Below are 26,953 nucleotides of genomic sequence, written 5' to 3'. Positions count from 1 at the left end.
CCGATGCTGGCCTCCACTCCAGCCAGCATCTTGAATCACAAAACAGATAAATCTGGAATCCCCTTTGATTCCGTCAAAGGGGGAACCGCTCTAGGTCTGGCCGTGACAGGCCTTGCGCTTTCGACTATCGCTTTTGCCCATGACGCTGCCTACCGATCCGACCAGAAATCTGGCTGCTCTCATCCGCTGCGCTTCCGTGACGCCCGCCGAAGGCGGTGCGCTGAGCGCGCTGGAAGAAATGTTGAAGCCGCTCGGCTTTGCCGTCGAGCGCCCGGTGTTTTCCGAATCCGGCACACCTGACATCGAGAACCTTTACGCGCGGCGTTCCGGCAACGGCCCGCATCTGATGTTTGCCGGCCATACCGATGTGGTGCCGGTGGGCGATGAAACAGCCTGGACGCATCCGCCCTTTGCCGCCGAGATTGCCAATGGCGAGATGTTCGGCCGCGGCGCCGTCGACATGAAGGGCGGCATTGCTTGTTTCGTCGCGGCGGTAGCGCGACATATCGCGCAGAAGGGCGGCCCGAAGGGGTCGGTCTCGCTGCTGATAACCGGCGATGAGGAAGGGCCGGCGATCAACGGCACGACGAAACTACTCGAATGGGCGGCTGCCAAGGGTGAGAAATGGCATGCTGCGATCGTCGGCGAGCCGACCAATCCCGACGCGCTCGGCGACATGATCAAGATCGGCCGGCGCGGCTCGCTGTCGGGCACGGTCGTCGTCAACGGCCGCCAGGGCCACGCCGCCTATCCGCAGCTAGCCGACAATCCGGTGCGCGGCCTGGTGACGCTGGTCGACGCCTTGCTGCACCCCGTCTTCGACAACGGAACAAGGGATTTCCAGCCGACCAATCTTGAGGTGACCTCCATCGATGTCGGCAGTCCTGCCACCAACGTCATCCCGGCGAAGGCGGCGGCTACCTTCAATATCCGCTTCAACGACACATGGACCGCCGAGACGATCCAGGCCGAGATCCACAATCGCCTCGACCGGGCGGCGAAACGCAAGAAATACCGCGCCGGCAAGAAGACGCCGGTCGACTACGAGATCGCTTGGCGCGACGGGCCGAGCCATGTTTTCCTGACACGCGACGACAGGTTGATCGAGACGCTTGGCGGTTCCGTCAAGGCGGTGACCGGCAGGAAGCCGGTGCTCTCCACCTCCGGCGGCACCTCCGATGCCCGCTTCATCAAGGATTATTGTCCGGTGGTCGAATTCGGCCTTGTCGGCAAGACCATGCACATGGTCGACGAACGCGTGGCGATTGCCGACCTCGAGACGCTGACGCAGATTTATCTGCGCTTCGTTGAAGACTGGTTTGCGCAGGACATATCCTAGTGATGCTTTCCGCGGATGAAACCTACGCTTCGCTTGCCGGCGCCTGGCGGCTGATGCTCGGCAAGGCCGACGGATTTCGCCTGCTCGACCTTTCGGCGGACGGTTTCTGGAACTCCTTTTTTGCCATCGTCGTCGCGGCGCCGGCACTGATCGTCGGCTGGGTCGGTATTGCCAACGAGATCGGCGATCCCAACGCATTCGTCGGCCGTTTCAGCATGTTGATCCGCCTGGCCACTGTCGATATCGGCGCCTGGGTGCTGCCGCTCATAGGCCTCGCCCTGGTGGCGCCGCGGGTCGGCGTCGGCGGCCGTTTCGTCCATTATGTCGTGGCCAGCAACTGGGCCTCGGCGATCATCGCCTGGATGATGCTGCCATCAGCGTTGATCCGGCTTTTCCTGACGTCGGCCAACGAAGTCTCCGGACTGGTGTCGCTGCTGCTGTTCGCGCTGTCGATGGTATTGACCTGGCGGATGACCAACGTCGCGATCGGCAGGGGTGCGGCTGTCGGCAGCGCTGTTTTTGCCGGTATGTTCGTGGCGTCGCTGATCGTCCTGTTCGGCCTGCAGGCGCTGCTCGGTATCAGCGTGCCGGATCAGCCAGGCGTAGGATAATCGACGCCGACGAGAAACAGCCCGTCGGGCGGCGCCACCTGACCGCAGGCCGCACGGTCGCGCGCCTCGAGCGCCGCCTTGAGGTCGGCAATGGTCCAGCCGCCTTCGCCGACACGTTTGAGCGAGCCGACCATCGAGCGCACCTGGTTGTGCAGGAATGACCGCGCCGAAGCGCGGACTTCGATGAAATCGCCCGCCCGGCTGACATCCAGCCGGTCGAGCGTGCGGACCGGGCTGGTGGCCTGGCACTGGGTCGAGCGAAAGGTGGTGAAATCATGCCGGCCAAGCAGCACCTTTGCCGCTTCGTGCATGGCACCGGCATCGAGCTGCTTCGGTACCCACCAGATCCTGCCCTTGTCGAGCGCCGCCGGCGCGCGGCGGTTGACGATGCGGTAGAGGTAATGGCGGCCGATCGCCGAGAAACGCGCATCGAAGCTATCCGGCACGACGGCGGCCTTCAGGATGGCGATGCGCACCTTGGCCGCTTGCAGATGCGCGTTGACGGCGTCGCGCACCTTGTCGCCGGGCCATGCCTTGATCAGATCGACATGCGCCACCTGAGCGGCCGCATGGACGCCGGCATCGGTGCGGCCGGCGGCGCGAAGCGAAACCTGCTCACCACAGAACTTCTCGATCGCCTGCTCGATCGCCTGCTGCACCGAAGGCTGGTTGGCCTGGCGCTGCCAGCCGGCGAAGAGACTGCCGTCATATTCGATGTCGAGGCGAAAACGCGGCATTCCCGGATCGAGGCGAAATCAGGCGGCGAGGGCTGAGCCGAAGGCCGAGGCGTAGACCAGCCTGCCGGTCTCCGGCGCCTCGCCCCAGGCAAGCGCCTGCAGAGCCTCGCTTTGATACTCGCTCTCGAATTTCGCTGCACGGGCGCGGCTGTAGCCGAAACGTCCATAGTAAGCCGGATCGCCGAGCACCACGGCGAGCGTCTCGCCAGCAGCCTTCAGGCGGATATGCGCCTCGCGGACCAGCGCACCGCCGATGCCGGTGCCGTGGAACGACGGCTCGACCGCCAGAGGCGCCAAAGCAACCGCCGGGAAGCTCTTGCCGCCATTCTGCACGAAGAGCCGTGAAAACAGGATATGGCCGACCACTTGCCCGTCTTCGTCCGCCACCAGTTCGACGACGGCATCACCGCCGGTGACCAGCGCGTCGACCAGTCCGGCCTCCGCCTGCTGGCCGAATGCGTGTTCTTCGACAAGGCGGATCGCCTCGCGGTCCCGCGGCGTCGCCGCGCGTATGGACATCATGCTCATGACAATTTCATTCCTTTTTCGAGCTTGGCCCCGCGCAGAAACTCCTGCGCGGCAATGGGCCTTCCGCCCGCACGTTGAACTTCGACCAGCCTGATCGCGCCTGACCCGCAGGCGACCGTCAGCCGATCGTCGAGAATTCCTCCCGGTTCGCCGGCGCCTTGCAAGAGCGTCGAGCGAAGCAGTTTCAGCCGCTCCATGCGGCCGCCGATTTCGGCCTCGCACCATGCACCGGGAAAGGGCGACAGGCCGCGAATCTGGTTGTGCACGTCGCCGGCAGGTCGCAGCCAGTCTATGCGAGTCTCCGATTTATCGATTTTCTTGGCGTAGGTCACCCCCACCTCGGCCTGTGTGGTAAATGTCAGCGTATTCCGTTCCAGCCGTTCGAGCGCCTGCACCATCAGAGCCGCACCCAACACCATCAGCCGGTCGTGCAGATCGCCGGCCGTCATGTCGGGTCCAACGGCGCATTTTTCAACCATTGCCACCGGCCCGGTGTCGAGGCCTTCCTCCATCCGCATCACCATCATGCCCGTCTCGGTATCGCCGGCCATGATGGCGCGCTGGATAGGGGCAGCGCCGCGCCAGCGCGGCAACAGCGATGCGTGACCGTTGAGGCAACCGAGCCGCGGCGCCTCGAGAATGGGTTTGGGCAGAAGCAGCCCGTAGGCGACGACCACGGCGACGTCGGCACCCAAGGCGCGGAACGCTTCCTGCTCCGCCTCGCTCTTCAGCGACACCGGCGTGCGAACCTCGACGCCCAACCGATCCGCCTCGCGCTGCACCGGCGATGGCGTCAGCTTGAGCCCGCGCCGGCCGCCGGCGCGCGGCGGCTGCGTGTAGACGGCTGCCAATTCATGCCCGGCCCCGGCAATCGCCCGCAAGGTCGGCACGGAGAATTCAGGAGTACCCATGAAGATGACACGCAGGGGCATTCGTCGACCCCTATCCCACCATCTTGCCCGGCGCCTTGTCCCTGGCGAGCTTTTTGAACTTCTTGACCACCATGTCGCGCTTTAGTTTTGAGATGTGGTCGATGAACAGCACGCCGTTGAGATGGTCGATCTCGTGCTGCAGGCAGGTCGCCATCAGCCCTTCGGCCTCGATCTCCTGCAGCTTGCCGTCGCGATCGAGATACTTCACCCGCACCGCCGCCGGCCGCTCGACCTCGGCGTAGTAGTCCGGGATCGACAGGCAGCCTTCCTCATAGACCGAATGCTGGTCGGAGCTTTCGAGGATTTCGGGATTGATGAAGACGTGCGGTGCCGGCGTTTCGTCCTCTTTGGCGAGGTCGATGACCAGCATGCGCAAGGGTTCGCCGACCTGGATCGCAGCGAGGCCAATGCCGGGCGCGTCATACATGGTGTCCAGCATGTCGCCGGCCAGTTTGCGCAAGTCGCCGTCGACACGCTCGACCGGTTTTGAAACCTGGCGCAGGACGGGATCGGGGAGGATGATAAGCGGCTTGATCGACATGGCGTCTCACCTAAGACCTCGCAGGAAAAGCGTCAACCGGGGCGCCTTCGGGTCGTTCACGTTTTGATCTGTGCCGGTAGACCGAATCATCTATGCTGTCGGCATGAACGATCTGGCCACCATCCTGTCCGAACCTGTCGCCCGGCTCGGCGCCACCACGATCACGCTCGGCCATGCCCTGGGTTTCGGCGCAATGCTGTTCCTCGGACTGTTCGTGGCGCTCGTCGTTGCGCTCTGGCGATCGGCCAAGGCGCGTGCGGTGGCGGCCGCCGAAGCCGCCGACCACGCCCGCGACGCCGAGGTGCGGATGGCCGGCATCTTGGCAAGCCAGGCGGAAATGCAGGGCCGCATGGGCGCCATCGCAGAAGTGTTCGGGGCGCGCCAGGCGGAACTGACACAGTCGATCGGCCAGCGCCTCGATGCCATGACCGGCCGCCTAGGCCAGACCATGACCGAGCAGACGAGATCGACGCATGAGAGCCTCGCCAAGCTGCAGGAACGGCTGGCGATTATCGATGTCGCGCAAGGCAACATCCAGTCGCTGGCCGGCCAGGTCGTGCAATTGCAGGCGATCCTTTCCAACAAGCAGACGCGCGGCGCCTTCGGCCAGTCGCGCATGGAAGCCATCGTCGCCGACGGATTGCCGCACGGCGCCTATGAATTCCAGGCGACCTTGTCGAATGGCAGCCGGCCCGACTGCCTGGTGAAGATGCCGAACGGCGCACCGTCGCTTGCCATCGATGCAAAGTTTCCGCTCGAGGCCTGGAATGCCATTCGGGCCGCCGAAGGCGCCGACCTGCAGAAGTCCGCCGCACAGGCTTTCCGCCGCGACATCGAGGTGCATGTCCGGGATATTTCCGAAAAATACCTGATCCAGGGCGAGACGCAGGACACCGCCTTCATGTTCGTGCCCTCGGAATCGGTGTTCGCCGAAATCCATGAGAATTTCGAGGCCGTTGTCCAGAAGGCGCATCGATCGCGGATCGTCATCGTCTCGCCATCGCTTTTGATGCTGTCGATCCAGGTCATCCAGGCGATCCTCAAGGATGCCCGCATGCGCGAGCAGGCGCACCTGATCCAGGGCGAGGTTATCCGGCTGATGGAAGACGTCTCTCGGCTCGACGAGCGGGTGCGCAAATTGCAGACGCATTTCGGCCAATCGGCCAAGGATATCGACGACATCCTGGTCTCGACATCGAAGGTGACCAGGCGCGGACAAAAGATCGAGGCGCTGGAGTTTGGCGTGCAGCCGGCGGAGGACACCGCTGGTTCGAATGGCAGCGGAGCAAAAGCGGAAAGCAGCCCGCGTGTCGCCGATTCGAAAACCGGGCAGTTGAGGCTAAGGGTCGTCGAAGGCGACGATTGAGAGCTACGCCGGAACCGGAGGCGAGCGCTTCGCCCGGGTCTGGCGCTACTGCTCCTCGATGATGGTCGTGCCTTCGAATTCCGGCAGCCAATGCAGCGCCGAGCGATGCCAGATCTGCTTTCTCGGCACCAGTTGATCGCGCTGCCGTGCCGTCCCGACCCTGATGCCGTAAACCTTCGGTCCCTCGCCCGCCGACGTGGCGTAGAGATGCGAGCCGCACTCACCGCAAAATGCCTGGGCGCGCTTGGCGCCGCTCGAACCGGTCTTGATGTAGATTTTCGGCGTGCCCTTGGTGATCCTGTAATTGTCCTCGGACGCCGGCACGGTGACGCGAAAGGCCGTTCCAGTTAGCTTCTGACAATCGATGCAGTGACAAATGGTGGTCTTTTCCGGATCGACTTCGGCCTCGTAAGTGATGGCGCCGCAATGACACCCGCCGTCGATTTTCATCTTCGTTCCTCCTGGAGCTTTTGCCCGCAATCATAACCGGGACTGCCCGATGGCGCAGCCATTTTCCTCAGGCCGGTTCCCCTCCGGACGCCGCCAAGGCCTTGCTCCGGCGTTCCCAGGTGCCGGTGGTCTGCGGCTTGACGAAGAGCCGCGTCACCTCCGGCATCTCTGCCTTAAGCCGCGTCTCGAGGCGCTCGACGCAGGTCTCTATCTCGGGCGCCGACAAATGGTCCTCGAACTCGATGCTCAAAGCGGCTACGATCTCCTGCGGACCCATATGCAGCGTCAGTGCGCCATTCGCGCGTTGCACCGCCGGGTCCTGCTGGACGATGGCCAGCACCTTTGTTTGCACCTCGGGCGAGGCCGGCTCGCCGAGCAGCAGGCTTTTGCTTTCGCGCGCCAGGAAGATCGCGGTCGCGCCCAGGATGAGCGCGATGCCGATCGACACGGCGCCGTCGAGCTTCGGCATGTCCAGCCGTTCCGCTGCCAATATGCCGGCGAAGGCGACAACGAGGCCGAGAAGTGCCGCGCTGTCCTCGAAGAGTACGGTGTAGACACTCGGATCCTTGCTGAGCTGCACCGCCTTGAGCCAGCCGTGGCTGCCTTTTTGGTGGCGGAATTCCTTCAGCGCCACCAGCCAAGAGGTGCCTTCGAAGAGGAAGGAAAGGCCAAGGACAGCGTAGTTCACCTTGGCGTTGGCGATCGGCTCCGGCGCCATGATGTGCGTCACGCCTTCGTAGAACGATATGCCGGCGCCCAGTGCAAAGACGAGGAGCGCGACGATGAAGCTCCAGAAGTACAGCTCGCGGCCATGGCCGAGCGGATGCGTGCGGTCGGCCGGCCGGGCGGCACGGTGCATGCCGTAAAGCAGCAGGCTGCCATTGCCGGTATCGACGAGCGAGTGGACGCCCTCCGAGAGCATTGCCGAGCTGCCCGTGAACAAGGCAGCGGCGAATTTGGTCAGTGCGATCGCAAGATTTCCGGCGAGCGCCGCATAGATCACTTTTTTCGACCCGCCATGCGCCGCCATGGTGTGCTGCCTTGGTTGATGCACCGATATTGGCGGAGCGCCCGCCCACGCTCCACAGCTCCCCACAACGCCCGAAGCGCCCAGTTGTTCACAACGTCAGTTGTTCAAAAGGGCAGCGCGCGGGGCTATTCGACGACCTCCTCCGTCCAGACCTTGAAGCCAGCCAGCGCGCCCGGCCCGAAAATGTGGGTCAGCGGCACATCGGCGGCATCGCGTCCGGAGGCGATCAGGATGCGGCCGATGCGCGGCGCGTTGTTGCGCGGGTCGAACGCGTGCCAGCGGCCGCCGAGATAGACCTCCATCCAGGCGGCGAAATCCATGTCCGACCACGGCTTTGGCAGGCCGATATCACTGATATAACCGGTGCAGTAGCGGGTCGGAATGTTCAGGGCGCGGCAGAAGGCGACAGCGAGGTGGGCAAAGTCGCGGCATACACCACTCTGCTCGCGATAGGCCTCGGCGGCGGTGCGCGTCGGGCGTGCATTGAAATAGTTGAAGGCGATGTGGTTATGGACGAAGTCGCAGACCGCCTGGACGCGCGGAATGCCGAGCGGGGTGCTGCCGAACAGCCGCCATGCTTCATTCGACAGCACGTCGCTCTCGCAATAGCGGCTGGGCAGCAGGAACAGCAGCGTCTCCGACGGCAGATCGCGCACCTCGTGCTGCCACGCCGTCAGCTCGCGCGTCTCGAAGGAGCCGGGGTCGCGGATCACCGCGTCCGTGCCGAACGCAAAGCGCCCGGCCGGCGCAACGAAACGGTTGCACCAATTGCCGAAACTGTCGCGGTAGCTTTCGATCGGCACCGGCGGGTTCGACGTCAGGAAGTCCGGCCGCTCAAGATCGGATGCGCGCGAATAATGGACATTTAGCATCGCGATCAGCGGTGTTTCCTGCGGGAAGTCGAAGCTCATCTGGCAACCGATGTGGATCCGCATTGTCGTCCTGACCGGCCTGCCTGATCATCAGCCGGCGAAACGCAAGGGCTGATGCTGCAGTGCGAAGAAGACCATGGCACGGACCGCTGCGGTTTACGAGGGAATTAGAAACCGGTTGACTGCCATCGGCCAGTGCGACGGCACGGCAGCGGCCCCTTGCAGTCGAGCGTTTTCTCTTGTTTCACTTCGCCAGACATCAACTGGAGGAACGAATCATGGCTAAGGGTGCGATGAAGGCAGGCAAGGAAGCCCGCAAGCCGAAGAAGGACGCGAAGAAACCCGCTCCGGCGCCGGCCCTGAAGGCACCGCCGGTGAAGGCGATGAAGCTGAAGGACAAGTAGGGCCGCAGCTACCGTTTCGGTTTATTTCGACCGGCCGCAAACGCGGCCGGTATGATTGTTCATTAAGCTCACCCGCATCCCCTATGGATGCGGCGAAGACAGTTTTTGCGCGTTCAAGAAATCGGCCGGAAGCCATCGAAACGGAGCGTTCCGATGTCGTGGATTTCCTGTTCCTCGCCGGCCTGTTCGAGATCGGCTGGGCGATCGGCCTCAAATACACCGACGGATTCTCGAAGCCGCTGCCGACCGGCCTGACGGTAGCCTCGATGATCGTCAGCCTGACCTTGCTCGGCCTGGCGCTGAAGGCATTGCCGGTCGGCACCGCTTATGCGGTGTGGACCGGCATCGGCACCGTCAGCACGGCGCTGTTGGGGATATGGCTGCTCGGGGAACCGGCGACGGCGATCAGGCTGGCCTGCATCGCGCTCATCGTCTGCGGCATCATGGGACTGAAGCTCGCGGCTTAGCCGATTCTGACAGACGAACGCGTTCGGGGCCGCTGCAAGGCGGCCCTGATTCTTGAATTCGGCTGATCAGCGCCGGAAGGCGCTATCGGGCGGAGAAGCCGGGCGGCGTCCTGCCAGTGCGCTGCTTGCGCGCGGCATAGCGCGCATCACGCTTGGCCTTGCGTTCGGCCTCGTCGGCAAGAAAACGGGCGATGCGCTCGTTCTCTTCAGCTTCCCGGATCTTCGCTTCGGCCTGTGCGGCTTCTTCCGCGGCGATGCGTGCCGCTTCGGCAGCTGCCTCGCGCTCGGCCTTTTCTGCTGCTTCGCGCGCCAGCTTTTCCTGCTTCAGCCTGGCCTTTTCGGCCTCGCGTATCGCGCGGGCCTCGAGGATCGCCTTGCGCTCCGCCTGTCGTGCCAGCACCGCTGGATCATCTGCCGCCGGCTTTGCCTTAAAGCGCTCCAGAAGCGCCTTCTTTGCCTCGTTTGCGGCATTACGCCGCTCGAAAACGTCTTTTTCCCTGTAGATAGCCAAGTCCACTTCCCTGGAGTCAATTTGCGAGGCTTACATACGCGTGAAAACCGAGAGTTCAAGCGCCAAAACGGTATGCCAGCCATGAAATTCTGATCTGTTGCAACCGGGAGACGCCATTTCGATTGAATTCGACTGAAAGCCACCCGCACTGTTCACCATCCAGGCCTCTGGCGGGGCGACGGACTGATCGCTACCTGTAGCGCCAAGACAAACGCTGGGATGACACACTTATGGAACTCGGTCTCTACACCTTCGCCGACGTCAGCCCGGAACCGGGTCCCGGTGCGATCGGTGCGCATGAGCGGCTGCGCAACCTGATCGAGGAGATCCAGCTTGCCGACCAGGTCGGGCTGGACGTCTTTGGTCTCGGCGAGCACCACCGTCCCGACTACGCTGCCTCCGCTCCGGTGGTGGCACTGGCGGCGGCGGCCGAACGAACCAAGCGCATAAAGCTGACCAGCGCTGTCACCGTGTTGTCCTCCGATGATCCGGTGCGCGTCTTCCAGCAGTTTGCCACCCTCGATCTTCTGTCCGGCGGCCGGGCCGAGATCATGGCCGGGCGCGGCTCGTTCATCGAATCCTTTCCGCTGTTCGGCTACAATCTCGAAGATTATGACGAGCTCTTCGCCGAGAAGCTCGACCTGCTGCTCGCCATCCGCGATCATGTCAAGGTGACCTGGTCGGGCAGTCTGCGCGCGCCGATCAACGATCGCGGCGTCTATCCCCGGCCCTTGCAGGACAAACTGCCGATCTGGATCGCCGTCGGTGGAACACCGCAATCCGTTGCCCGCGCGGGCGTGCTCGGGCTGCCGCTGGCGCTGGCGATCATCGGCGGCGAGCCGGCGCGGTTCGCACCGCTGTTCGACATCTTTAGGGATGCAGCCAGGCGGGCCGGCAACGATCCGGCGAGCCTTGCCACCAGCCTCAACGTGCACGGCTTCATTGCCGAGACCACGGACCAGGCAGCCGACGACTTCTACGGGCCGCAGGCCGAGGTGATGAACCGCATCGGCCGCGAGCGCGGCTGGGGGCCGACATCGCGGGCGCATTTCGACCAATCGCGCGGCCCAAACGGCGCGCTGTTCGTCGGCAATCCAGAACAGGTGGCCGAGAAGATCATTGCCCAGCACAGGATATTCGGCAACGACCGCTTCCTGCTGCAAATGGCGATCGGCACCATGCCGCACGCCAAGGTCATGAAGGCCATCGAACTCTACGGCACCAAGGTGGCGCCGATCGTGCGCCGGGAAACTGCTAAGGCCGTTCCCGCCGTGGCGGCGCCGGTTGCCTGATTCACCAGCAAGGCCGCGAGGCGGCCTTGCTGGTGACGCCGGCAAACGGAACCTTGAAGCGACAGAGGCGTTTTCGCCAACGGTCTACACCAATCGCGGTGTACCGCCGAGGGTCAGAATGAAAGCCGAACCCGCCGCTTCGGGCGCAAGCGCTGCCGAAAGCCCGGATCCGCGCGTCGAGGCGCGGGCGGATGCGCATCTGATGCGTTCGCTGCTCGTCGGCATCTTCATCCTCATGGCGATCTACGCGCTTTACTTCGCCCGCGCCTTCTTCATGCCGGTCATTCTGGCTTTCCTGCTGGCGCTGACGCTGACGCCGATCGTTCGCTTCCTGCGCAAGCATGGCATGCCCGATGTCATTTCGGCGACACTGCTGGTGCTGCTTTCGTTCTGCCTCGTCGCCGTCGCGGGATATCTGCTCAGCGGCCCGGTCATCGATCTCATCAACAACACCTCGACGATCGGCCAGCAGCTTACCGAACGTCTGGCACAACTGCGCCGTCCGTTCGAACGGATCGTGGAGATTTCGCACCAGGTCGAAGGCCTGACACAGACATCCCAGGAGCCGGGCGTTCAGAGGGTGGCGATGGCGCCATCCGGTATTCTCTCGCAGGCCGCCGGCAATGTGCTGTCGGCCGGCGCCAGCGTCACCATCGTCTTCGTCCTGTCGCTGTTCCTGCTCGCCTCGGGCACGATGTTCTATGAAAAGATCGTCCAGTCCTTCCCTAGTCTCAGCGAAAAGAAGCGGGCGCTGCGCGTCGTCTACGACGTCGAACGTGAAATCTCGCATTATCTGCTTACCGTCACGGTCATCAACACATGTCTCGGCGTGGTCATCGGGCTCGGCCTGTGGGCGCTCGGCGTGCCCAACGCGCAGGTCTGGGGCGCGGCAGCGGCTCTGCTCAATTTCCTGCCCTATATCGGGGCGCTGACCACCATCACGCTGGTCACGATCATCGCGCTGATCAGCTTCGACACGATTTCCTATGCGCTGCTGGCGCCGGCCTTCGTCCTTATGTGCGATGTCGTCGAAGGCCAGTTCGTGACGCCGACGGTGGTCGGCCGCCGTCTCGAGATCAACGCCGTGGCGATCCTCATCGCCATCGCCTTCTGGTCCTGGCTATGGGGTTTCGTCGGCGCACTGCTGGCGGTGCCGCTGCTGGTCGTCATCAAGGTGTTCTGCGATCATTTCGACGGTCTCAGCTATGTCGGCAATTTCCTGGCGGCGCAACACACGGCGGTGCTCGAGGACGAAGAGATTCCCGAGGCGAAAAAGTAGCGGCTTAAAGGGTCAAAAGCGTTCCCCGATTGGTGCAGATCACGACCTTGCAATCGGCCGCACGTCCGTTGTGCCCGCAGTGCTCCATCAACATTTTGAATTTGCCGCCTCGGCAACGGCTTCCTACATCCCTTCGGCCCACAGGAAACCCGCGCCGATGACCGTTCTTTCCGTTCTCGACCTGTCGCCGATCGTCGAAGGCAGCAACGCTTCGCAGTCACTCGCCAATTCGCTCGATCTCGCCCGTCATGCCGAGCGGCTGGGTTACCGGCGCTATTGGCTGGCAGAGCACCACAATATGCCGGGCATCGCCAGCGCCGCCACCTCGGTGGTCATTGCCCATGTCGCCGGCGGCACCAGGACGATACGCGTCGGCGCCGGCGGCATCATGCTGCCCAACCATTCGCCGCTGGTCATCGCCGAGCAGTTCGGCACGCTCAACGCTCTGCATCCCGGCCGGATCGATCTCGGCCTCGGCCGGGCGCCCGGCACCGACATGGCCACGGCACGAGCGCTGCGCCGTAACCTCGACGCTGGCGCCGACAATTTCCCGCAGGACGTCGTCGAGTTGATGGGTTACTTCCAGCCGGCCGAAGACGGCCAACGCATCCGCGCGGTGCCCGGCGAAGGCGAAAAGGTGCCGATCTGGATCCTGGGCTCCAGCCTCTACGGCGCGCAGCTTGCCGCCATGCTCGGCCTGCCCTACGCCTTTGCTTCGCATTTTGCGCCGGCCGAGCTTGACCATGCGCTGGAGATCTACCGCTCGCGCTTCCAGCCTTCGGAGCAGCTCGATAAGCCCTATGTGATGCTCGGCCTCAATGTCTTCGCCGCTCCTTCCGATGCCGAGGCGCGGCTGTTGTTCACCTCGCTGCAGCAGGCCTTCGTCAATCTGCGCACCGGCCGGCCCGGCCGATTGCCGCCACCGGTCGAAGGATATGAGCGCGACCTCGATCCGATGGCCAGGACCATGCTCGGACAGGCGCTTTCCTGCGCCGTCGTCGGCTCTCCCGAAACGGTCAGGCAAGGCATCGAGGCATTCGTGGGCCGCACCGGCGCCGACGAACTGATGGTCACGGCGCAGATTTTCGACCATGCGGCGCGGGTGCGCTCGTTCGAGATCCTGGCCGACGCTCACAAATCGCTGTCGGAAGCTGCCTGAGAGTTGGTTCGCCACCTGGCACTGTTGCGGTCAAGGCCGGCCTTAGGCAGGGGAACATCGCGAACAGGTGTGCGAAGACATCGCGAACAGTTCGCGCGTTTTACGCGGAGGTTTTCGATCCGTCATGCTCGTCCGTTAGAGACGGAAACGCGGCATCCACTAAATGACGATCACCTTGGTGCCGATTGTAGAGCGGTCATAGAGATCGATGATGTCCTGGTTCATGAGGCGAATGCAGCCCGCCGACACAGCTTTGCCGATGGACCACCATTCAGGGCTACCGTGCAGGCGATATCCAGTGTCACCTTTCTCGTTGAAAAGATAGAGCGCGCGCGCCCCGAGCGGGTTCATGAGTCCGCCCTCCATATGAGCCGGTATGATGCGGCCTCGCTTCTGCTCGCGCACGATCATCGCAGACGGCGCGCTCCAATCCGGCCATTCGCGCTTCCTCGCAACGTGAGCAGTGCCATGCCACTCGAAGCCCGCCTTGCCAACGCCGATTCCGTAGCGCAGCGCCTGACCGTCTCCCAACACGTAGTAGAGGAACTTCGCTCCTGTATCGACAATGATGGTGCCAGGCGCCTCTTCAGTCGCATAAGGCACTGTCTGCCGATGGAACTTTTGGTCAACCTTGTAGATCGGAACCGGCGGAACGCGAAAACCGGCGTCGGTGAGGCCGCCATAGGCCGAGGGGAAAGTCCTTAATGCGCCGCCGGTGGTGCAGCCGAAGAATGCGACTATCCCAGCAAGTACCAGCCCGATTAGGATCGATTTCACGCACATGACTCAAGCCGGCGCCCGTGTAGGCGATCAGCCGCATCTCGTCATATTCCTAATCCGACATGCTTCGATTGCCAAGATTTTCCTGCTTGTCGGCGGGCTGATTGTTGGCTCGATCGGCGCCGCGCCCTTCAATTGCTCGGTTTTTCGAACGACGAACGCTCGTAGCGGTTGCGAAGGGCCGGGGTCGGCAGGACAGAGGGAGCGCTGTCCGTCCGGCATTACAAAGATTCTGAACAGAGCCCAAGCGCTACGCGCTGACGCTCTGCGCAGTCGCACCTAGCGGGCGGCATGAATTGCGGATCATCAAGCGTCCCTTGAGCGTCAGCTTGCGCGGCGGCGCATCCCTGTTTCCGCCGAGCCGGTCGAGCAGCAGATTGGCCGCCTGTTCGCCAATCGCCTGCACCGGCTGTGCGACCGTGGTCAATTGCGGCCGGAACACATCCGACCACGGAAAATCGTCGAAGCAAGCGACCGAAATATCCTCCGGACAGGACAGGCCGATATCGCGAATGGCCTTCATGGTGCCGATCACCATCGGGTTGTTGGCCGAAAAGATGGCGCTCGGCCGGTCGTGCAGCGAAAGCAACTGCATGGTGGCGTTGTAGCCGTCGACTTCATGGAAGTTGCCGAAGCGGACGAGCTCAGGCTCGGCCGGCAGGCCGGCGGACTGGAGGGCTTCGCGGTATCCTGCCATGCGGTCATGCATCGGCGAGATATCGAACGAGCCGGAGATATAGCCGATGCGCCGATGGCCGAGATCGATCAGGTAGGTGATTGCGTCGAACACCGCGCGCTGATTGTCGAGAACGACGGCATCGGTGTCGACACCCTGGCAAATACGGTCGAGCAGCACGACCGGCACATTGGCGTCGTCGACAATCCGTTTGAGGATCGCGCCGTCGCCGACACGCGCGACGATCAGTCCGTCGACCATCCGGTCGAGCAGCAGCCTGATCTGGTCGTCCTGGGTGTTCAGGTGCTCGTCGGTGCAGCACAGCATGACGGCGTAGCCGGCTCTGTCGAAAGCCTGCTGGATCACCGAAACCACGTCGGTGAAGAACGGATTGGTGATGTGGGGGACGGTGAGCCCGATGGTGCGGGTGGTGCCCATCTTCAGGCTGCGGGCGATGGCGTTGCGCTTGTAGCCGATATCGCGGATCGCCTGTTCGATGCGCTGGCTGAGCTCGGGGCTGACGGTCGCGGTGCCGTTGATCAGCGCCGATACGGTGGCCACGGAAACACGCGCGGCCTCGGCCACATGAAGCATGGTCGGTGCAGTGGATTTACGCTGCCTTTTTCGCCCTGATGCTGTCATTTTCGAAACGTTTCACCACTCCGCGGCAGCAATACCTACGGAATCTTATGGTTTTGCGCAAGAATTGAAATGGAACAATCTCAGGCTCCAGATATTGGCTTGACATGATCGAAACGTTTAGATTAGCGTTTGAGGTGTTCGGTGACGACGGAGGGAGGCCGTCCTTGTCATGCAGCACGGCAATTCCATTCCTGCGCAAGGCGTTATGGCGGACGGCTCGGCTGTCGTGCTGAGCGCCGAGCACATCTCCAAGTCCTTCGGCGGTATCGCCGCGCTTGTCGATGTCGGCTTCGAATTGCGGCGCGGCGAGGTCCATGCGCTGATGGGCGAGAACGGCGCCGGCAAGTCGACGCTGATGAAGATCCTGTCCGGCGTCTATACGGATTATAACGGAACGGTCAGTATCGATGGCCATGCGGTGCGCTTTACCGGCGTCCGCGAAGCCGAGCGCGCCGGCATCGCCATCATCCACCAGGAGCTGAACCTCGTCCCCGAACTCAGCGTCGCCGACAACATCTTTCTCGGCCGCGAGAAGCTGATCGCCGGGCTGATCGTCGACCGCAAGGCGAGCAGCCGCGCCGCCGGCGCGCTGTTGCAAAGGCTCGGCATCGAGCTCGATCCGGATGCGCGCGTCGGTGCCTTGCGCGTTGGCGAACAGCAACTGGTCGAGATCGCCAAGGCGCTGTCGATGTCGGCACGCATCCTGATCATGGACGAGCCGACCTCGGCGCTTTCGCCGGCCGAATGCCAGCGGCTGTTCCGCATCATCCGCCAGCTCGCCGATAGGGGCGTGGCGATCGTCTACATTTCGCACCGCATCGACGAAGTCATGCATCTGGCCAGCCGGGTCACGGTCTTTCGCGATGGACGCCACGTCCTGACGCAGGCGATGGACAAGCTCGACGAAGACGCCATAATTTCGGCGATGGTCGGGCGAAACCTGCTTGCTTCCTCCCAGGAGCACCGCATCCCCGGTGGCAACACGGTCCTGTCCGTAAGCGAGCTGTCGTTGTCGAAGCCCAATCGCCATGGCTGGCGCACCGTGCTGGACGGCGTCAGCTTCGATCTTGCCGCAGGTGAAATCCTCGGCATCGGCGGGTTGCTGGGCTCGGGCCGCACCGAAATCCTGGAAACGGTCTTCGGGTCCAGCGGCGGACGTGCCGGCGGTGAGATCAGGCTCGATGGCGAGGCAGTAGAAATCCGTTCGCCGCGCGATGCACGCCGGCTCGGCATCGCCCTGGTCACGGAAGACCGCAAGACGCAAGGCCTGCATCTCGAGGCCTCGATCACCGACAATGTCGCGCTGCCGCTGGTCGGCGCGCTGGCGCGGTTCGGCCTGCGCTCGCTGGCCGGTGAGCAAGGGCTGGCACGGGACGCCGTCAAGGCGCTCGGCATTCGCTGCGAGACCGTCGAGCAGCCGGCCGGAACGCTGTCCGGCGGCAACCAGCAGAAGGTCGTCATCGGCAAATGGCTGGCGACGAGGCCGCGGGTGCTGCTGCTCGACGAGCCGACGCGCGGCATCGATGTCGGCGCCAAGCGGGAAATCTACGATCTCATCTTCAAGCTGGCGCGAGACGGGCTGGCGATCGCCGTCATCAGCTCGGAATTGCCGGAGCTGCTGCATCTTTCCGACCGTATCCTGGTCATGGCCGACGGCCGCCAGACGGGAATGCTGTCTCGCGCGCAAGCCAACGAGGAGTCCATTATGCGACTTGCGGCGCCGCGACGGACCATGACGAGGCCTGCCGCATGAGCATTTTGCATATCCTGTCCCGGACGAAACTCTATTGGGGCCTGATCGCCATTTTCCTGATCGGCGTGCTCGGCTCGCCCATCAGCTCCAAGGGCAACAACATTTTCCTGTCCTACGGCAACCTGCTCGATGTGCTGCGCCAGGTGTCGACCACCGGACTCATTGCCACCGGCATGACGGCGGTGATCATCACCGGCGGTATCGACCTTTCCGTCGGCTCGCTGATGGCGATCTGCACGGTCGTCTGTGCCATGCTGCTGACGGTGCCCGGCGTGACGCCGGCCGTGGTGCTGGGGGTGCCGACAGTTGCCGTGGCAGCCCTTTGCCTCGGCATTCTCGTCACTCGTTTCATCCTGCTGAACATCGAAAAATCCCGCGCCGGCGCGCAGGCCACGCACGACATCAGGTTGGACAGCGTCCGCGGGCTGGTGACGCCCGGCATTGTCGGGGTGATCCTGTGCAGCCTGGTGCTGTGGTTCCTGCTGCCGCAGGTAGGCTCAAAATTCGGCGTGCTCGGCGTGTTGCTGGTGGCGCCTTGCGTCGGCCTGCTGTTCGGCGCGCTCAATGGCTTCATCATCGTCGCCGGGCGGCTGCAGCCCTTCATCGTGACGCTGGCGATGATGGTTACTGCGCTCGGCATCGCCCGGCTGACAGCCGGCCAGAACAACGCGGTGCTGCCGGTCTATACCGGGTCGAACGCCACCGCCGATTTCGAAATGCTGCGCTCGCTGGTGTTCGGCGTGATCCCGATGCCGGGCCTATTCTTCCTCGGCGCCATCCTGATCTACGGCGCCGTGCTGCGCTTCACCCCGTTCGGCCGCTATGTCTACGCAATCGGCGGCAATGAGGAGGCCGCGCGGCTGTCGGGCATCGCCGCTGGCCGGGTCAAGATCGCCACCTACGCGGTTTCAGGGCTGCTGGCCGGCATCGCGGCGGTGCTCTACGTCGCGCAGTACCGGCAAGGCAAGCCGGACGCCGGCGCCGGGCTGGAGCTCGACGCGATTGCCGCCGTAGTCATCGGCGGCACCAGCCTGATGGGCGGACGCGGCAGCCTCACCGGGACGTTCTGCGGAGTGCTGATCTTCGGGCTGCTCTCCAACATCCTGCAGCTGCACAACATCAATTCGAACCTTCAGCTGGTGCTGAAGGGGATGATCATCATCGGTACCGTGCTCGTACAGGAGCGCAATGCCGGTGATCTTCTCTTCTATCTGCGACTGCCCGGTGGGCAAGCGCACAAGGAAACGGCCGCGGCAAAGCGGCCGTCGCAAGAGACCGCGTCTCTGAATATTGGAGGAAACAAGAAATGAAACGACGTGAATTGTTGAAGCTCGCCGGGCTGACAGCGGCACTCCTGACCACGACCGCCATGCTTGCCGGCGGTGCCCATGCGCAGGACAAGAAGTGGAAGATCGGCTTCTCGCAGGTGACGACCATCGAACCCTGGCGCGCCCAGTTCAACAAGGACATCCTGGCCGAAGCGGCCAAGCATCCGGAAGTCGAGCTGATCATCACCGACGGCGAGGACAAGACCGAGAAGCAGGTCGCCGATGTCGAAAACCTGATCCGTCAGGAGGTCGATGCGCTCTTGGTGTCACCGAAAGAATCCGCCGGCCTGACGGGTGTCGTGCAGCAGGCGATCGATGCCAAGATCCCGGTCTTCGTGCTCGACCGCAACGTCGAAACCAATGACTACACGCAGTTCGTCGGCGGCGACAACAAGCTGATCGGCCGGGCTGCCGGTGAATATGCCGTGGAGCTGCTTGGCGGCAAGGGCAAGGCCGCCGGCAACGTCGTCGAGATCTGGGGCGGCATGGGCACCCAGCCGGCACACGATCGCCATGACGGCTTCCATGAATTCACCGACAAGGAGCCGGGCATAAAATACCTGCTCGACCAGCAGTCGGGCGACTGGAAGCAGGACCAGGCCTACAACATCATGGCGACCGCGTTGCGCAACAACGAGAAGATCGATCTTGTCTACGGCCACAATGATCCGATGGCCTATGGCGCCTATCTTGCCGCCAAGGACGCCGGACGTGAGAAGGACATCAAGTTCATCGGCATCGACGGCCTGCCCAATGAAGGCGTGCAGCTGGTCGCCAATGGCGAGCTGACGGCGACGTTCACTTATGTGACGCCGGGCGCCGAAGGGCTGCGGCAGGCGATCAAGTTCCTGAACGGGGAGAAGGTGGAAAAGACCATCACCCTGCCGACGCAGAAGATCACCAAGGAAAATGCCGCCCAGATCCTGAAGGACAACGGCCTCTGAGAGGAGGCTTTCCTGCCGGGCGTTGAGCGCCCGGCAGGAACAACAACCAAACGCCGGCAGGCAGCAGATTAAGCCAGCTTGGCCAGCAGCTTCATGAAAATGGCCGCCTCCTTGGCGGAAAGCGGCGCCAGCGTTTCCTGCGTAATCTCGCGGGCAAGCGGAATCAGCCGCTCGATCGCGTCGCGCCCCTCGGCCGTCAGACTGACCAGCAGGCGCCGTTTGTCGACTTCGTGTTTGCTAAGTTCGACAAAGCCACGCGCTTTCAGCCGGTCGATGACGCCCTTCACCGTCGCCGCATCCATGGCGATCAGGCTGCCAAGCTGGTTCTGCGAGGTCTCGCCGACGTCGCGCAATTTGGCCAGAGCGGCAAATTGCGGCGGCGTCAGATCGGCGATGTGTGCGGCGAAGATCGAGACATGGCGCTGATGCGCCTTGCGCAGGATGAAGCCGACCTGCTCCTGCAGGCGATAGTCGTTTTCGTCAGGCTCCTCGGCCTCGACCAGCTTGAGCAGATTGTCCTCAGCGCTCACCGCAGCCCATCCCATGCCTTGATGTCCTTGGCCGCCAGCCCGCCCATGCGGTCGTGCACGCGGGGGCCGCAGGTCATTGCGAGGCAAAACAGGATCTCGTCGGGACGCGGGCCATCGCTGATGCCGATTTCCATGGCGTCGAAATGGCTGCGCACATAGGCGGCGTTGATGTGGCCGAGCGGCACATCGAGCCGCGCGCCGAAGGCGCCGACCTTCTTTGCCGACGGCACGATCGCCTTGGCATCGCCGAGCCGCTCGCGCATGGCATAGCCGCCCGGCACATGCCACAGCGCGCCATGCTCCAGCTCGCCCGCCATGCCGACGATGGCGCCCTTGCCGTAGCCGTCGATCTGTTTGACGTCGCCGCCCAGTGCGGCAATGAGCCTGTCGGAGAGCAGCAGCCCGAGCGGCTTCAGATCCTCCATGGCACTCTGCAGTTCCTCGACGTAACGGCCGGCGAACGGGTTCTTGACCACAGCCATGGCCGCGGCGCGGCGCCGCGGCACCTTCGCCACCGGCCCGCCTTCGTGAAAAATCTCTTCGGTCAGCACGGCGATCTTGCGGATCGGAAACTCAGGCATGAGCAATTTCCCTCTCTAAAGCTTTATTGGCGAGCGCCATCGGACCTGCGATGCGCGCCTGACCGCCGAGGAAAAGCGCCGCGGCGGCAATCAGGCCGCGCCGCCGAAACTCCTCGGCAACGGCAAATCCGCCTTCCAGCGCAATAGCGATTTCAGCGGCGGAAAGCGGCCCCACGCCCTGCGTCACCAAACGGTCGCCGAGATCGCTGTCAGGTGCGAGATCGCGCGCCCGTACGCGCCTAACGGCCGGATGATCGGGCAGGTCGACGGCGTTGGCGATCAAGGTCGCGGCGGCATCGGCTTCAGCACCCGTTCGCGCCAGCACCGTGACGGCGTCGGCGATGCCCAGCGAAAAGGAGCGGCCGCGCCAGCCGCTGGTCGCGACGCCGCGGATCCCGTCTTCGGCGCGGATCGTGAGACGATCCGCCAACCCATGACCTGTCCCGGCAATGGCAAGCGTCATCGACTGGCCGTTGCCCAGATGGATCGCGCTGTCGCCGCCATTGTTGACATAGGCGCGATCGAGCCGGCGGCCGGCAAGCAGCGCGCCAAGCACTTCGTCGGCTACCGAGCCGGCGACGGCCGCCATTGGTGTGATGAATTGTTTCGCTAGCGGAACGACCGCCGCTTCCATGCGGCGCGCCGTCGGGCCAGCGAAAGCCCGTGGCCGCGAGGCGGCCGGGCAGCGCAGTTCGGGCAACTCTTCGACCAGCTCGGGCAGGATCGTCTGGAAGCGCGCCACTGTCTGGCGATAGGCGGCGCGGCATTCGCTTGCCTCGCCGAAGGCCTCGACGATCAGATCGATCGGCCCATGATTGAGGTGAAGCCGCCGGCCGTCCTCGAGCCAATGCGCCTGCGGGCCGTTCATCACCCGGCCCCGTTTACGGCCGCGCGACGCAACTGCGCCAGCGGCGGCCAGGGATTGTCGCCGGGTGCGGCCGTGCCGCGGCGCGGGTTGAGATACTCGCCGCCCTTAGCCAGGATATCATCGACGCTGCGGATTTCGGCTTCGTAGCCGCCGAGCCTGACATAATCGTCGCGGCGCATGGTGAACTCGATCGGCGCCACCAGCGCCGGCGTCGGCACATAGCCGAAGGCGCCTTCCGGCACGCGGGTGACGTCGACCATCAGCGTGATGCCGCCGCCCGGCCAGACATAGACCGGCGCGCCGCCGACCGTCACATAGGTCTTGAGGCCCTGCACCGAGCGGGTCAGATTGACCGGGTTCTCGGTGACGCCGGCGCGCAGCGAGCCGCCGGCGCCGCCGACGAAAAGCACGGTGCTGAGCGCCGGCTCGCAATTGTCCTCGATCAGTTCAACCGACTTCCGCAGCCGCTCCGGGAAGGGTTTCTGCACCGGCTTCAATTCGTCGTCGAGCTCGTAATAGGCGAATTGCTCGCCGGTGGTCGAGACCATCAGCAGCGACATGCCGGGGCGCGCACCCTTTTTGGCGTTCCATTCACCAAGGATCGACAGCGGGTCGGAAATGCTGGTGCCGCCCCAGCCGAGGCCGGGCTCCGATACCTTGAAATAACGGCCCGGTGTAGAACGGCGGCCGATGATCTTGATGCCGGTGTCCTGCCAGCCAAGCACCTTGCCGGCCTGATGCTCGGAGACGACGCCGGTGATGTGGTCGTCGACCACCACCACCTCGTCGACAAGGCCGCGCCATTGGGTGGCGAACATGCCTATGGTGGCCGAACCGCAGCCGACGCGCATGCGCTGCTCGAGTTTGCCGTCGATGACCGGCGGCTTGCCGGCTTCGACGATGACGGTGGCGCCGCCGTCGATGACGAGCTCGACCGGCTTGCGGTTGCACAGGCTGAGCATGGCGTCACAGGTGGCGCGCCCTTCAGCCTTCGAGCCGCCGGTCAAATGATGCACGCCGCCCAGCGACAGCATCTGCGAGCCGTATTCGCCGGTGGTAACATGGCCGATCGCTTCGCCTTGGGCACGGACCGTTGCCGTTTCGGGGCCGATATGACGGTCGGTGTCGATCTTCACCTTGACGCCGCAATAGGAGAAGATGCCCTCGGTGACGACGGTGACCAGATCGACGCCTTCAACCTCCTGGCTGACGATGAAGGGCGCCGGCTTGTAATCGGGATAGGTGGTGCCGGCGCCGATGGCGGTGACGAAGCGGCGGCCGGTGTTGACCAGTTCGCCGTCCCAGCCCTTGCCTTCCTCGGCAAAGGGCACGACCGCGCCGCCTGTCTCGGCCGCGTGGTCGAGGATGGTCAGCGGATCCATCCGTACGATCCTGCCGCCGACATTGCCGTAGCGATCGCAGGCGCCGGTGCGGCCATCGGCGATGTAGCACATGACCGGACAGGCATCGCAGCGGATCTTCTCCGCCACCAGCTTCTCGCCGGGATCGTGTGTCTCGAAGCGTTCGGCAAGCTCGCTCATCGGCGCGCCTCCTTGTCGAGGATGGCGGCGCGGATGCGGGTCGGCGTCGCCGGAATTTTGGCGACCACCACACCGGCGGCATGGCGTATGGCGTTGAGGATCGCCGGCGCCGTCGGGATCAGCACATGCTCGCCCAAACCCTTGGCCCCGAAGGGTCCTTCCGGGTCCGGAACTTCTATCAGGATCGTCTCGATCGGTGGCACGTCGCCGATCGTCGGGATCAGATAATCGTGCAGGTTTTCGGTGCGGCCGGGAATGTATTCTTCCATCAGCGCCATGCCGATGCCCTGGGCGATGCCACCCTCGATCTGGCCCTCTGCCAGCAAAGGGTTGATGGCCTTGCCGACATCGTGCGCGGCGGTGATTTTTATCAGCTTCACCGTGCCGAGCCTGAGGTCGACCTCCAGTTCGGCGATCTGGGCGCCATAGCCATAGACGGCGTAAGGCTTGCCCTGACCTTTTGCATCGAGCGGCTGCGTCGGCGGGTCGTAGCTTTCCTCGGCGCGGAAGACGAAGCCATCGGCGTCTGCCTTCAGCGAGGAAAGATCGATGCGGCGCGTCGCTTCGCCTTCCCCGATGCTCAGACTTGTGCCGTCCAGCGCAATCGCCGCCTTTTCCGAGACATTGGCGAAACGCAAGATCTCCTCGCGCAAGGCGCGGCCGGCCTTTTCGGCGGCCTTGCCGGTGACGAAAGTCTGGCGCGAGGCCGAGGTCTTGCCGGCGTCGGGGGTGATCGCCGTGTCGGCGCCTTTCAGCCGCAGCTTTTCAAGCGGAAGACCCAACGCGTCGGCGCAGATCTGCGCGATGACGGTGTTCGAACCTTGCCCGATATCGACCGCCCCCTGATGCAGGACGACTTGGCCCGATACCGAGATGCCGACCTTGATGGTCGACGGATTGGGCAGCGAGGTGTTGCCGCAGCCGTACCAACAAGAGGCCACGCCGACGCCGCGTCTTTTGATGCTGCTACCGGCATTGAACGCTTCGGCATCATGAAGGGCACGCTGCCAATGTGAGCGGAGGGCCTCCAGGCAGTCGGCGATGCCGACGCCCGACTCGAGCCGCTGCCCGGTAACTGTTTCGGATCCGTTCCGAAGGCAGTTGTTCAGGCGAAAGTCGAGCCGGTCCATGCCGAGCTTGTCGGCCAATTCGTCATAGAGGGTCTCCTGCATGATCGTCGCCTGCGGCACCCCGAAGCCGCGAAAGGCGCCGGCAATCGGGCCATTGGTGTGGATGGCGCGGCCTTCGGCGCGATAGCTCGGCGTCGCATAGGGGCCGGAGGCGTGCACCGGCACGCGGTTGGCGACCGTCGGCCCCCAACTGGCATAGGCGCCGGTGTTGAAATCGCCGGCGAAGACCATGCCGGTGACACGGCCGTTGGCATCGGCGCCGATGCTCGCTCTCATCTGCGCCGGATGGCGCTTGGTGGTCGAGATCATCGATTCGGTGCGGGTATAGGCGAGCGCCGCCGGCCGGCCGGTTTTCATGGCGACGAGGCCGATGAGCGGTTGCAGCGAGACGTCGAGCTTGGAGCCGAAGCCGCCGCCGGTGGCGGTCGGCACGATGCGCACCTTTTCCGGGGCAAGGCCGAGCACTTTTGCCGTGTCGTCACGGTCCATATAGGGCGCCTGCGTGCAAGCGACGACGACCAGCGTGTCGCCGTCCATGAAGGCATAGCCGGCTTCCGGTTCGATATAGGCATGCTCGACATAGGAGGTGTCGATGGCGCCGGAAACGACGAAAGCCGCGTCCGCGAGCGCGGCCTCGGGGTCGCCACGCTCGACAAAGCCGGAGGTGAGCAGGTTCGACGGCCGGTTTTCATGGACCAGTGGCACGCCGCCGGCCTGTGCTTCGCCAGTTTCCAGAAAATGCGGCAATTCGGTCCAACTGACAGGAAAATCGGCAAGGTCGAGATCGAGGATGGCCTCGCGTTCGCCGGCAACCAGTGCCACCGCCTCGCCGCGAAAGCGCGAAAACCCTTCGGCCAGCGCCGGCTGGTCGGCGAAGGGCGCGATGACGCCGAAACAATTCTTTCCCGGGATATCGGCAGCGGTGAAGACGCCGGCAATGCCGGGACGGGATTTCACCCAGCTGCCGAGATCGCCAAAAGTGAAAGCGGCATGATAATGCGGCGAGCGGACGACCAGCACCGACAATGCGTCGACCGGGAATGAATCGCCGCCGAATTTCTCGACGCCGGTGACTTTCGGCACGCCATCGAGGCGGATCGGAGAGGAACCGACGGCATGGCCAGAGGATGGCATGCGCTGATCGAGACCGTCGGCGTGGCGCCAAGCATCCATCACCGCGGCGACGATCTTGCGGTAGCCGGTACAGCGGCAGAGCACGCCGCCCAGCGCATCCTGCGTTTCGGCCTCGGTCGGGTAAGGCGTCCTGTCCAGGAGTGCCGTTGCGGCGACCAGCAGGCCGGGCGTGCAGGCGCCGCATTGTGCTGCGCCATGGCTGAGAAACGAGGCCTGCAGCGCCGACAGCCTGCCATTGCCGAGCCCTTCGACGGTCGTCACCACGGTGCCGGAGGCGGAAGCCGCAGGCATCAGGCAAGCGCAGACCGGCTCGCCGTCGACCAGCACCGTGCAGGCGCCGCAATCGCCGGCATCACAGCCGATCTTGGTGCCGGTCAGCTGCAACTCGTCGCGCAACACCGCGGACAGCCGCCGCACCGGCGGCACGCAAACCCTGACGGCGGCGCCGTTGACCTCGAAGGCGATGTCGGCGCGCTCCATCCCCATCAGGCCGCCGCCCTTTCGCCAGGGATTGCGCCCACAGCACCAAGCACGGCGCGGGCAACGATCTCGCGCGCCGCATCCAGCCGGTATTCGGTGCTGCCGCGCACGTCGCCGATCGGCGACAGCTCGTTCATCGGTGCGGATTGGATCGCAGTGGCCAGCGCGTGGCCGACGGGCCGGCCGCGCAGCGCCGCCTCGACACCCGCGAGGCGCCTGGCGACGACCGAGCAGGACCCGACGGCGACGGCCGCGTTCCTGACGATACCATCTTCGACGGCCAGGCGTGCGGCGGCCATGGCGATGGAGATGACGAGATAACGCCGCGCGCCGAGTTTCACGAAGGCGGAGCCACCGGCGGTCGCGGGTTTGGGAATACGGATTGCCGTCACCATTTCGCCGGGCTGCAGTGCGGTGCGACGGTTGCCGAGGACGAATTCTGCAAGGGGCAGATGCCGGGTCGCCACCGCGGAACGCAGTTCGACTTCGGCGTCGAGCACCAGCAGCGCCGGCACGCCGTCGGCGGCAGGCGAGGCATTGCAGAGATTGCCGGCGATGGAGGCAACGTTCTGGATCTGCACCGAGCCAACTTCCCGCGCCGCCTGCTTCAGCGCGTCGAAGGCCGCGGGCAGAGGATGACGGACGAGATCGGTCCAGGCGGTGCGCGCGCCAATGAGCCAATGGTTCTCGGCTTCGGCAACGCCGCGCAATGCCACCAGGCCATTGATGTCGAGGACATTGTCGCGGAAAGGCTTGCTGCCCTGTGCCGGATAGAAGTCGGTGCCGCCGGCGAGGATGCGCCATTGCCCTTCGCCGAGCAAAGCGAGGGCGTCGTCGACAGTGGTGGGTTTTGCGTAACGGATCACGCTTTGCCTTCCCAGAATGGGCTTCCCGAGAGGGGATCCTGCCGAAAGATTTTCCCGAGCATTCAAGGCAGGAAATTCATTCGTATGCAAATGATATCAAGCCGGCAGGAATTGTCAAAGCCAGAGTTTGCACGACTGTTGGCACCGGTGCGCCCGGAACGCATTTGTTATGCCATGAGAGG

27 protein-coding genes are annotated in these 26,953 nt (G+C 64.0%); 11 read left to right on the top strand and 16 right to left on the bottom strand.

What is annotated here, in order from left to right; genetic code table 11:
* Positions 1–139: 139 nt before the first annotated feature.
* Positions 140–1,339, top strand: a complete 1,200-nt coding sequence (gene dapE, locus NKJ40_RS21795) for a succinyl-diaminopimelate desuccinylase (protein WP_352467826.1) — start codon at positions 140–142, stop codon at positions 1,337–1,339.
* A 2-nt stretch (positions 1,340–1,341) separates the two neighbouring features.
* Positions 1,342–1,950: a transporter gene (locus NKJ40_RS21790; RefSeq protein ID WP_254815875.1), complete on the top strand. Its 609-nt coding sequence runs from the start codon at positions 1,342–1,344 to the stop codon at positions 1,948–1,950.
* Here the strand turns inward: NKJ40_RS21790 and truA are convergent.
* Genes truA through def form a run of 4 tightly spaced genes read right to left on the bottom strand, consistent with a single transcriptional unit; the run spans position 1,932 to position 4,688 of the window.
* Positions 1,932–2,687: a tRNA pseudouridine(38-40) synthase TruA gene (gene truA, locus NKJ40_RS21785; protein ID WP_352467825.1), complete on the bottom strand. Its 756-nt coding sequence runs from the start codon at positions 2,685–2,687 to the stop codon at positions 1,932–1,934. The two genes, NKJ40_RS21790 and truA, sit on opposite strands and share 19 nt — an antisense overlap.
* Positions 2,688–2,705: 18 nt before the next feature.
* Complete coding sequence (locus tag NKJ40_RS21780) at positions 2,706–3,215, bottom strand: GNAT family N-acetyltransferase (protein WP_352467824.1); 510 nt, start codon at positions 3,213–3,215, stop codon at positions 2,706–2,708.
* A complete protein-coding gene (fmt, locus tag NKJ40_RS21775; RefSeq protein ID WP_352467830.1) occupies positions 3,212–4,141 on the bottom strand; it encodes a methionyl-tRNA formyltransferase in 930 nt (309 codons plus the stop codon). The genes NKJ40_RS21780 and fmt overlap by 4 nt, the downstream gene beginning before the upstream one ends.
* Before the next feature lie 16 nt (positions 4,142–4,157).
* Entirely contained in the window at positions 4,158–4,688 is a 531-nt protein-coding gene (def, locus tag NKJ40_RS21770; RefSeq protein WP_352467823.1) for a peptide deformylase, read from the bottom strand.
* A 103-nt stretch (positions 4,689–4,791) separates the two neighbouring features.
* Between def and NKJ40_RS21765 the strand changes: the two genes are divergently transcribed.
* Complete coding sequence (locus NKJ40_RS21765) at positions 4,792–6,054, top strand: DNA recombination protein RmuC (RefSeq protein ID WP_352467822.1); 1,263 nt, start codon at positions 4,792–4,794, stop codon at positions 6,052–6,054.
* A 45-nt stretch (positions 6,055–6,099) separates the two neighbouring features.
* Here NKJ40_RS21765 and NKJ40_RS21760 read toward each other — a convergent pair whose 3' ends face one another.
* From NKJ40_RS21760 to NKJ40_RS21750, 3 genes are all read right to left on the bottom strand, one after another.
* Positions 6,100–6,504, bottom strand: coding sequence for a GFA family protein (locus tag NKJ40_RS21760; RefSeq protein ID WP_352467821.1), 405 nt, complete (start codon positions 6,502–6,504; stop codon positions 6,100–6,102).
* Positions 6,505–6,571: 67 nt separating this feature from the next.
* Positions 6,572–7,534 (bottom strand): cation diffusion facilitator family transporter, encoded by a 963-nt coding sequence (locus NKJ40_RS21755; protein WP_352467820.1) that lies wholly within the window; start codon positions 7,532–7,534, stop codon positions 6,572–6,574.
* A 125-nt stretch (positions 7,535–7,659) separates the two neighbouring features.
* Complete coding sequence (locus tag NKJ40_RS21750) at positions 7,660–8,469, bottom strand: transglutaminase-like domain-containing protein (RefSeq protein WP_352467819.1); 810 nt, start codon at positions 8,467–8,469, stop codon at positions 7,660–7,662.
* Between the two features lie 215 nt (positions 8,470–8,684).
* Between NKJ40_RS21750 and NKJ40_RS21745 the strand changes: the two genes are divergently transcribed.
* Both NKJ40_RS21745 and NKJ40_RS21740 read left to right on the top strand, forming a co-directional pair.
* Entirely contained in the window at positions 8,685–8,810 is a 126-nt protein-coding gene (locus NKJ40_RS21745; RefSeq protein ID WP_013528464.1) for a hypothetical protein, read from the top strand.
* A gap of 158 nt (positions 8,811–8,968) precedes the next feature.
* Positions 8,969–9,277, top strand: coding sequence for a DMT family transporter (locus tag NKJ40_RS21740; protein WP_352467818.1), 309 nt, complete (start codon positions 8,969–8,971; stop codon positions 9,275–9,277).
* An 82-nt stretch (positions 9,278–9,359) separates the two neighbouring features.
* On the opposite strand, the gene NKJ40_RS21735 is transcribed toward NKJ40_RS21740, so the two are convergent.
* Entirely contained in the window at positions 9,360–9,788 is a 429-nt protein-coding gene (locus tag NKJ40_RS21735; protein ID WP_023718183.1) for a DUF6481 family protein, read from the bottom strand.
* 230 nt (positions 9,789–10,018) lie between these two features.
* On the opposite strand from NKJ40_RS21735, the gene NKJ40_RS21730 reads away from it, so the two are divergent.
* The 3 genes from NKJ40_RS21730 (at position 10,019) to NKJ40_RS21720 (ending at position 13,518) form a co-directional block, all read left to right on the top strand.
* Positions 10,019–11,080 (top strand): LLM class flavin-dependent oxidoreductase, encoded by a 1,062-nt coding sequence (locus tag NKJ40_RS21730; protein WP_352467817.1) that lies wholly within the window; start codon positions 10,019–10,021, stop codon positions 11,078–11,080.
* 118 nt (positions 11,081–11,198) lie between these two features.
* Complete coding sequence (locus NKJ40_RS21725; RefSeq protein ID WP_352467816.1) at positions 11,199–12,359, top strand: AI-2E family transporter; 1,161 nt, start codon at positions 11,199–11,201, stop codon at positions 12,357–12,359.
* Positions 12,360–12,516: 157 nt separating this feature from the next.
* Positions 12,517–13,518 carry an LLM class flavin-dependent oxidoreductase gene (locus NKJ40_RS21720; RefSeq protein WP_352467815.1) on the top strand — a complete coding sequence of 334 codons (1,002 nt, stop codon included), beginning with the start codon at positions 12,517–12,519 and terminating at the stop codon, positions 13,516–13,518.
* A 159-nt stretch (positions 13,519–13,677) separates the two neighbouring features.
* On the opposite strand, the gene NKJ40_RS21715 is transcribed toward NKJ40_RS21720, so the two are convergent.
* Positions 13,678–14,301 carry a L,D-transpeptidase gene (locus NKJ40_RS21715; protein ID WP_352467814.1) on the bottom strand — a complete coding sequence of 208 codons (624 nt, stop codon included), beginning with the start codon at positions 14,299–14,301 and terminating at the stop codon, positions 13,678–13,680.
* 247 nt (positions 14,302–14,548) lie between these two features.
* Positions 14,549–15,568: a LacI family DNA-binding transcriptional regulator gene (locus NKJ40_RS21710; protein ID WP_352467813.1), complete on the bottom strand. Its 1,020-nt coding sequence runs from the start codon at positions 15,566–15,568 to the stop codon at positions 14,549–14,551.
* Between the two features lie 217 nt (positions 15,569–15,785).
* Here NKJ40_RS21710 and NKJ40_RS21705 point away from each other — a divergent pair, with 217 nt between their 5' ends.
* The 3 genes from NKJ40_RS21705 to NKJ40_RS21695 are packed head-to-tail and all read left to right on the top strand — an operon-like array spanning position 15,786 to position 19,641.
* Positions 15,786–17,369, top strand: coding sequence for a sugar ABC transporter ATP-binding protein (locus tag NKJ40_RS21705; protein WP_352467812.1), 1,584 nt, complete (start codon positions 15,786–15,788; stop codon positions 17,367–17,369).
* Positions 17,366–18,679, top strand: coding sequence for an ABC transporter permease (locus NKJ40_RS21700; RefSeq protein WP_023718176.1), 1,314 nt, complete (start codon positions 17,366–17,368; stop codon positions 18,677–18,679). The genes NKJ40_RS21705 and NKJ40_RS21700 overlap by 4 nt, the downstream gene beginning before the upstream one ends.
* The gene (locus NKJ40_RS21695; RefSeq protein ID WP_352467811.1) at positions 18,676–19,641 is read left to right on the top strand and encodes a substrate-binding domain-containing protein; all 966 of its coding nucleotides are present in this window, start codon (positions 18,676–18,678) and stop codon (positions 19,639–19,641) included. Before NKJ40_RS21700 ends, NKJ40_RS21695 begins: the two co-directional genes overlap by 4 nt.
* Before the next feature lie 68 nt (positions 19,642–19,709).
* Here the strand turns inward: NKJ40_RS21695 and NKJ40_RS21690 are convergent, their stop codons facing one another.
* From NKJ40_RS21690 to NKJ40_RS21665, 6 genes are read right to left on the bottom strand one after another with little or no spacing between them, the layout of a single operon-like run.
* Positions 19,710–20,171 (bottom strand): MarR family winged helix-turn-helix transcriptional regulator, encoded by a 462-nt coding sequence (locus NKJ40_RS21690; RefSeq protein ID WP_352467810.1) that lies wholly within the window; start codon positions 20,169–20,171, stop codon positions 19,710–19,712.
* Complete coding sequence (locus tag NKJ40_RS21685; protein ID WP_352467809.1) at positions 20,168–20,752, bottom strand: amino acid synthesis family protein; 585 nt, start codon at positions 20,750–20,752, stop codon at positions 20,168–20,170. The genes NKJ40_RS21690 and NKJ40_RS21685 overlap by 4 nt, the downstream gene beginning before the upstream one ends.
* Complete coding sequence (locus tag NKJ40_RS21680) at positions 20,745–21,620, bottom strand: UPF0280 family protein (protein ID WP_352467808.1); 876 nt, start codon at positions 21,618–21,620, stop codon at positions 20,745–20,747. Before NKJ40_RS21680 ends, NKJ40_RS21685 begins: the two co-directional genes overlap by 8 nt.
* Positions 21,620–23,161 carry a 6-hydroxynicotinate reductase gene (locus NKJ40_RS21675; protein WP_352467807.1) on the bottom strand — a complete coding sequence of 514 codons (1,542 nt, stop codon included), beginning with the start codon at positions 23,159–23,161 and terminating at the stop codon, positions 21,620–21,622. Before NKJ40_RS21675 ends, NKJ40_RS21680 begins: the two co-directional genes overlap by 1 nt.
* Positions 23,158–25,911: a molybdopterin-dependent oxidoreductase gene (locus tag NKJ40_RS21670; RefSeq protein WP_352467806.1), complete on the bottom strand. Its 2,754-nt coding sequence runs from the start codon at positions 25,909–25,911 to the stop codon at positions 23,158–23,160. The genes NKJ40_RS21675 and NKJ40_RS21670 overlap by 4 nt, the downstream gene beginning before the upstream one ends.
* On the bottom strand, positions 25,911–26,771 hold the full coding sequence (locus NKJ40_RS21665; protein ID WP_352467805.1) for an FAD binding domain-containing protein: 861 nt from the start codon (positions 26,769–26,771) through the stop codon (positions 25,911–25,913). Before NKJ40_RS21665 ends, NKJ40_RS21670 begins: the two co-directional genes overlap by 1 nt.
* Positions 26,772–26,953: the final 182 nt, after the last annotated feature.

The organism is Mesorhizobium sp. M0119 (assembly GCF_040322615.1).
GTDB lineage: Bacteria > Pseudomonadota > Alphaproteobacteria > Rhizobiales > Rhizobiaceae > Mesorhizobium.
The sequence above is the reverse complement of the archived record's forward strand: the minus strand, read 5'-3'. Positions and strand labels throughout refer to the sequence as shown.